Origin of the sequence: Bradyrhizobium sp. UFLA01-814, assembly GCF_046718885.1 — a bacterium.
GTDB classification, from domain to species: Bacteria; Pseudomonadota; Alphaproteobacteria; order Rhizobiales; family Xanthobacteraceae; genus Bradyrhizobium; species Bradyrhizobium elkanii.
In genome coordinates, this window is record NZ_JAQOSR010000125.1 from 21,004 (window position 1) to 27,647 (window position 6,644).

5 protein-coding genes and 1 pseudogene are annotated in these 6,644 nt (G+C 66.3%); 4 read left to right on the forward strand and 2 right to left on the reverse strand.

All coding sequences use genetic code 11. From position 1 onward, the window contains the following. Positions 1-9: 9 nt before the first annotated feature. Together PMN64_RS30455 and PMN64_RS30460 are read left to right on the forward strand one after the other, a co-directional pair. Positions 10-2,673 carry a molybdopterin-dependent oxidoreductase gene (locus PMN64_RS30455; RefSeq protein WP_411783318.1) on the forward strand — a complete coding sequence of 888 codons (2,664 nt, stop codon included), beginning with the start codon at positions 10-12 and terminating at the stop codon, positions 2,671-2,673. A 183-nt stretch (positions 2,674-2,856) separates the two neighbouring features. Next, the gene (locus tag PMN64_RS30460) at positions 2,857-3,840 is read left to right on the forward strand and encodes an amidohydrolase family protein (RefSeq protein ID WP_411783319.1); all 984 of its coding nucleotides are present in this window, start codon (positions 2,857-2,859) and stop codon (positions 3,838-3,840) included. On the opposite strand, the gene PMN64_RS30465 is transcribed toward PMN64_RS30460, so the two are convergent. After that, positions 3,837-4,088 (reverse strand): hypothetical protein, encoded by a 252-nt coding sequence (locus PMN64_RS30465; RefSeq protein WP_411783321.1) that lies wholly within the window; start codon positions 4,086-4,088, stop codon positions 3,837-3,839. The genes PMN64_RS30460 and PMN64_RS30465 overlap by 4 nt on opposite strands. A 269-nt stretch (positions 4,089-4,357) precedes the next feature. Here PMN64_RS30465 and PMN64_RS30470 point away from each other — a divergent pair, with 269 nt between their 5' ends. Then, on the forward strand, positions 4,358-5,584 hold the full coding sequence (locus PMN64_RS30470; RefSeq protein WP_411783323.1) for a CaiB/BaiF CoA transferase family protein: 1,227 nt from the start codon (positions 4,358-4,360) through the stop codon (positions 5,582-5,584). 243 nt (positions 5,585-5,827) lie between these two features. Further along, positions 5,828-6,223, forward strand: a complete 396-nt coding sequence (locus tag PMN64_RS30475; protein ID WP_028339340.1) for a RidA family protein — start codon at positions 5,828-5,830, stop codon at positions 6,221-6,223. 237 nt (positions 6,224-6,460) lie between these two features. Here PMN64_RS30475 and PMN64_RS30480 read toward each other — a convergent pair. Continuing rightward, positions 6,461-6,644, reverse strand: a pseudogene (locus PMN64_RS30480) (TetR/AcrR family transcriptional regulator); the annotation flags it as partial.

Here is a 6,644-nt window from a genome sequence, read left to right on the forward strand (position 1 = left end):
GGTCAGGCAATGTCCGTCAAGACCACGTGTCCCTATTGCGGTGTCGGCTGTGGCGTCATCGCGTCGAAGGACGCGGCGGGTGCCGTCACCGTCGCGGGCGACAGGCAGCATCCCGCCAATTTCGGCCGGCTCTGCAGCAAGGGCTCGGCGCTCGCCGAGACCATCGATCTCGACGGGCGTCTGCTCGAGCCGATGGTGGACGGCGCGCCGGCGGCATGGGGCGACGCGCTCGATCGCGTCGCCGATGGCTTTAATCGCATTATTCGTGAGCACGGCCCGGACGCGGTCGCGTTCTATGTCTCCGGCCAGCTGCTGACCGAGGACTATTACGTCATCAACAAGCTCGCCAAGGGCTTCGTCGGCACCGCCAATATCGACACCAATTCGCGGCTGTGCATGGCCTCCAGCGTCGCCGGGCACAAGCGCGCCTTCGGCAGCGACACCGTGCCGGGTTGCTACGAGGATCTCGAGCAGGCGGACCTTCTGGTGCTGGTCGGCTCCAACGCCGCCTGGTGCCATCCGATCCTGCACCAGCGCATGCTGGCGGCGAAGGAGAAGAACCCGGCCTGCAAGATCGTGGTGATCGATCCGCGCCGCACCGCGACCTGCGAGGGCGCCGATCTGCATCTGCCGCTGCGCTCGGGCAGCGACTCCGTGCTGTTCAACGGCCTGTTCGCCTTTCTTGCCGGCAGCAACGCGGTCGACCGCGGCTTCGTCGGCAATTGCACGACGGGTGTCGTCGACGCGCTCAAGCAGGTCGGCGGCCAGACCGTGGCGCAGACCGCGGCGACCTGCGGCCTGACCGAAGGCGCGGTCGGGCTGTTCTTCGACTGGTTCACCCGGACCGAGCGCGTCGTCACGCTGTATTCGCAAGGCATCAACCAGTCGTCGAGCGGCGTCGACAAGGTCAACGCCATCATCAATTGTCATCTCCTGACTGGGCGCATCGGCCGTCCCGGCATGGGGCCGTTCTCGCTGACCGGCCAGCCCAACGCGATGGGCGGCCGCGAGGTCGGCGGGCTCGCTAACCAGCTCGCCGCGCATATGGAGATCGACAACCCCGCGCATCGCGCGCTGGTGCAGCGGTTCTGGCGTGCGCCGGTGATCGCGGAAAAGGCCGGGCTGAAGGCGGTCGACATGTTCGATGCGATCGCCGACGGCCGCATCAAAGCGGTGTGGATCATCTCGACCAATCCGGTGGTGAGCCTGCCGGATGCCGATCGCGCGCGCGCCGCGCTCGACGCCTGCGAGCTCGTCGTGGTGACGGATTGCATGCGCGACACCGACACCACGCGCCATGCCGACGTGCTGCTGCCGGCGCTGGCGTGGGGCGAGAAGGACGGCACTGTCACCAATTCCGAGCGCCGGATCTCGCGGCAGCGGCCGTTCCTGGCAGCTCCGGGCGAGGCGCGCGCCGACTGGCGCATCATCTGCGACGTCGCCGTCCGGATGGGGTATTCCGGCTTCGACTACGCTTCGGTTGCCGAGGTGTTCCGCGAGCACGCCGAACTGTCGGGCTTCGAGAACAGCGGCCGGCGCGATTTCGACATCTCGGCGCTGGCGACGCTGGATGATGACGCCTATGACGCGCTGGCGCCGGTGCAGTGGCCGGTGACGTCAGACCATCCGGCCGGCACGCCGCGGATGTTCGAGAGCCAGCAATTCTTCACGCCGGACCGCAAGGCGCGCTTCGTGCCGGTGGCGCCGCGCGCGGCGCGCAACGCGACCAGCCGCGACTTTCCGCTGGTGCTCAACACCGGCCGCGTGCGCGATCAGTGGCACACCATGACCCGGACCGGCAAAACCGGACGGTTGATGGCGCATGTGTTCGAGCCCTATGCCGAGTTTCACCCCGAGGACGCGCGGCAGGCCGGGCTGCAAAACGAAGGGCTGGTGCGGCTGACCAGCAGCTGGGGCGAGATGATCGCGCGCGTCGTGGTCAGCGCCGACCAGCGCCGCGGCTGCGTGTTCGTGCCGATGCACTGGAACGAGGAGTTCGCCGGCGAGGGCCGCGTCAACGCGCTGGTCAATCCGGCGGTCGATCCGCTGTCCGGCCAGCCGGAGTCCAAGCACACGCCGGTCAGGGCCGATCCTTACGCGCCGAAATGGCACGCCTTCATCCTGAGCCGCGACGCGATCAGGCGTCCGGCCAGCGGCTATTGGGTTTACGGCAAGGCCGGCGATTGCACGCGGCTCGAACTTGCGCTCGATACCCGCCCGGAGAGCTGGCGCGACTGGGCGCGGGCGCAGCTCGGCCTCGAAGGTGTCGAGATCGAATGGATCGCCTATCGCGATCCGGCCGCGGGCCGCTTCCGCTACGCGGCGGTGCGCGACGGCCGGCTCGAGGGCTGTGTGTTCATCGCGCCCGATCACACGCTGCCGTCGCGGGCCTGGCTGACCGGGCTGTTCGCCGAACAGCAATTGTCGGCCAATGCGCGGATGGCGCTGCTCGCCGGACGGCCGTTCGGCGCGGGCGAGGATGTCGGCCCGATCGTCTGCTCCTGCTTCAGCGTCGGACGGCACCAGATCACCGCCGAGATCAAAAAGGGCGCCGACAGCGTCGATGCGATCGGCCGCTGCCTGAAGGCCGGCACCAATTGCGGCGGCTGCAAGCCCGAGATCGGCAAGCTGATCGGCGCCACCGCGCAGCCGCGGCAGGCGATCGCGTCGTAAGTCGCTACGCATCGCCGCCGCGCCAGGGTCCAACCGAGACATGCGTGGTTCAAGATTGTTGCGGCGCAAATTGACCTTGAGCCCTATTTCTACGGCCGCAATTTCCTGATGTGATCTTCAATATTGCGAGCCAATTTGCTTTGACCCCAGCCCAGGGGGCGCCGTGTCGATCACCATTGTGTCGTGAGCAAAGCTATCGAACAGGAAGGAGATTACATGCCTTCTCGCCGTCATTTTCTGACCGGCACCGTCGCGACCGGCGTCGCGCTGTCAATGCAACGCGCCACGGCAGCAGTCGCGCCGCAAAAACGAGTGATCGTCGATTCGCAGGTTCACCTGTGGCCGGCGAGCACCCCGGAAAGACCCTGGCTCCCCGGTGCCAAACCGCAGCTTCCGGAGCCCTTCACCATCGAGCGAATCATTCCACTGATGGACGAGGCTGGCGTCGACCGCGTCATCATCGTTCCGCCAGTGTCGCTTGAAGGTGAGCGCATCGATTATGCCCAAGAGGCAGTCAGACGGTATCCGGGCCGCTTCGCCATCATGGCGCGTGTCGCCCTCGACAAGCCCGACCGCGCGGCACGGCTGGCGACTTGGCGCGACCAGCCCGGCGTACTGGGCGTGAGGTTGAACTTCGGCCCCGGCGAAGCGGCGTGGCTGACAGACGGGACCGCGGACTGGTTCTGGCCGGCGGCGGAGAAGGCCCGCCTGCCGGTGATGTTTCTCACCGAGGGGCAGACGTCGCTGTTCGCCCGCATCGCCGAGCGGCACCCGCAACTTGCGCTCATCATCGATCACATGGGCGTCGGCGCGGGACTTCGCCCTCGTCCCGGCTCATCGGAAAACAACATGGTGACGGAAGCTATCGTCCAGGCGGCCGCGCTCGCAAAATATGCGAATGTATCGGTGAAGCTGTCGTCGATCCCGCTGATTTCGACTGAGCCATATCCATTTCGCGACGTGATCCCGCATATCCACCGCCTGTTCGACGCCTACGGCCCGGAACGCTGCCACTGGGGAACCGATATAACCAATTCATTCGCCCGGGCCACTTACCGGCAGCGCGTGACGCAATTCACGCAGGAGCTTCCGTTCCTCACCGAAAGCGACAAGGACTGGATCATGGGCCGCGCGATCCTGGCGCGGCTTCGCTGGATGTCGTCCTAGCAGCCGCGGCAGATGCTCTTCAGCTTGCTGTTGAGCAGGCGGTCCTCCTCATCCGAAGCTGCCTTGGTAAAGGCATCGTTGCCGTGGTGCTTGTCGTCGGCAAAACCGCCGGCGCCAGTGGCGCCGCCAAAGTGCATGCCATGCATCGCGTGCCCGCCGCCATGGCCGTGGCCGCCGCGCGCATCCACCGCCGGCATCGCGGCCGCAACCAGCGTCAGCAGCAACCCGACCGTCGTGATCGTCCGCATCTTTTCCTCCTCGTCGCGGCAAAATACCGCTGACGCCAAGGCAAATCGGTGTCGGCCATCTTCACAATTTCGCGTGGCGGCAATCCGGGCGGGGGCCGGCCGGTTCCGGCCAAATACCGCCGGTGCGCCGCACATAGGCCGCCCGGGGATGGCTTCATGCCGACAATGCAGTGCTCGCCACACCAAAATGGTGTATCGGCAGGCTTGAGCGCGCGCGGGCAGCGGCCCGGCGCCACACAATCAAGATATCAAGATTTGGAGGAACGTTCATGTCGGCTCTGCCACTCTCGGGCATCAAGATTCTCGACCTGACGCGGGTGCTCGCGGGCCCGCTGTCGGCCCAGATGCTGGCGGATCTCGGCGCCGAGGTGATCAAGATCGAGCGGCCCGGCGGCGGCGACGACGCCCGTGCCTTCGGCCCGCCCTATCTCGCCGACCCCGAAGGCAAGCAGAACAACAACAACTCGTTCTATCTCTGCGCCAACCGCAACAAGAAGTCGGTCACCGTCAACATCGCCAAGCCGGAAGGGCAGGCGATCATCCGCGAGCTCGCCAAGACGGCCGACGTGATGATGGAGAACTACAAGGTCGGCGATCTCAAGCGCTACGGCCTCGACTACGAGACCATCAAGCAGCTCAACCCCGGCATCATCTATTGCTCGGTCACCGGTTTCGGCCAGACCGGACCTTACGCGCCGCGCGCCGGCTATGACGCGATCCTGCAGGCGATGGGCGGGCTGATGAGCGTCACCGGCCATATCGACGGCGAGCCCGGCGAGGGCCCGATGAAGGTCGGCCCTTCGATCGTCGACTACATGACCGGCATGAACACCTCGATCGGCATCCTCTCGGCGCTCTACCATCGCGATGCCAACAACGGGGAAGGGCAGCATATCGACGTCTGCCTGTTCGACACGGTGATCGCGTCGCTGTCGCACTGGCTGCAGATCTACCTCGTCAATGGCAAGACCCCGCCGCGCCGCGGCACCTGGGGCAATGGCGGCATGCCGGCCGGCGTGTTCCGCTGCACCGACGGCGAGCTGATGCTCGTGGTCGGCAATGACGGCCAGTTCCAGCGCACCTGCGCCGTGCTCGGCGAGCCCGAGCTCGCGAGCGACAAGCGCTTCGTCAAGAACAACGACCGCGTCGTGCACGGCAAGGAGATTATGGCGATCTTTGCCGGGCTGTTCCTGAAGCATCCGGTGGCCTACTGGCTGGAGAAGCTCGAGGAGGCCGGCGTGCCGTCCGGCCCGATCAACAATTTCGAGCAGGTGTTCAGCGATCCGCACGTGCAGTCGCGCGGCATGCGGGTCAAGGTCGACCATCCCTTCGAGCCGAACCTGTCGCTGATCCGCAACGCGCTGACCTTCTCGGGCACGCCGATCACCGAATACCGCGCCCCGCCGCTGTTAGGGGCCGACACCAAGGAGGTCCTGGCGACCATCGGCTATGACGACGCCAAGGTCGAGGGGCTGAAGGCGCACGGGATATTGTAGGCGCTGACTCCGAGGCCGCGGGCCACCGTTCCGTCATCCTGAGGAGCGGCCACTTGGCCGCGTCTCGAAGGTTGAACGGCCCGGCTGGTGCCCGTCGATCCTTCGAGACGGCCGCTGCGCGGCCTCCTCAGGATGACGGTTAGACAGCGGAGCCCGCGCAATAACACTTCGATCGATATCGAAGCATCATTGACATCCGCCTGCTAGGTTGGCGCCATCGATCCCTCATCGAAGGTGCCAATCATGAAACGGGAAGTGGTCCGCGTCGAACCGATCTCGAGCTGGCTGGAGCGCTGGAAGGCGCCGGCATCGCCGGTCACCCGCGCCGGCAACATGGTGTTCGTCTCCGGCCTGCCGCCGTTCGATCCCGCGACCGGCGAGTTCGCCGCCGGCGCGTCGATGGAGCGGCAAAGCGAGCTGGTCATGGAGCAGCTCAAGCAATGCCTCGAGGCGGCCGGCGCCACGCTCGACAATGTGATGAAGTGCAACGTGTTCTGCACCTCGGCAAAGCACTTCACAACCTTCAATGCAGTCTATGCAAGGTACTTCCCGCACCAGCCGCCGGCGCGGATTTTCGTCTGCATCCCGGAATGGACCGGCCCGTTCGACGTCGAGATCGACTGCATCGCGATGGTGTAGGGCGCGCCGATGGAGTCTCGCATCGCGCAACAGGCTTCGCGTCACCTCGCCCCGCGTGCGGGGAGAGGTCGGATCGCATCGAGAGATGCGATCCGGGTGAGGGGGAGTCCCCGCGAATTCGGCTGCAACCGTTTTGCGCGGAGCGGCCCCCCACCCCAACCCTCTCCCCGCAAGAGCGGGGCGAGGGGGCGCAGTCTCATCGCCGGCGTTATCCGGCCTGGCTTCGTCGCGTGCGTCTCACAGATCCTGGCGCGTCAGCCGGCCGTGCATCGCGACCGGCCGCGCGGCCGGCCTGCTCGGCACGTCGCCCATCGTCAGCGCCATCACCGAGACCGTGACCACGCGGTCGATGATGGCGCGGACGTCGTCGAGGTCGCATTTGCCTTCCGACAGCCGCAGCAGGCGTTCCTTCTCGCGGATG

Bases quoted from the DNA above. Each gene is read 5' to 3' on its own strand.
- PMN64_RS30465 (WP_411783321.1), bottom strand. From the start codon at position 4,088: ATGCGGACGATCACGACGGTCGGGTTGCTGCTGACGCTGGTTGCGGCC.
- PMN64_RS30455 (WP_411783318.1), top strand. From the start codon at position 10: ATGTCCGTCAAGACCACGTGTCCCTATTGCGGTGTCGGCTGTGGCGTC.
- PMN64_RS30470 (WP_411783323.1), top strand. From the start codon at position 4,358: ATGTCGGCTCTGCCACTCTCGGGCATCAAGATTCTCGACCTGACGCGG.
- PMN64_RS30475 (WP_028339340.1), top strand. From the start codon at position 5,828: ATGAAACGGGAAGTGGTCCGCGTCGAACCGATCTCGAGCTGGCTGGAG.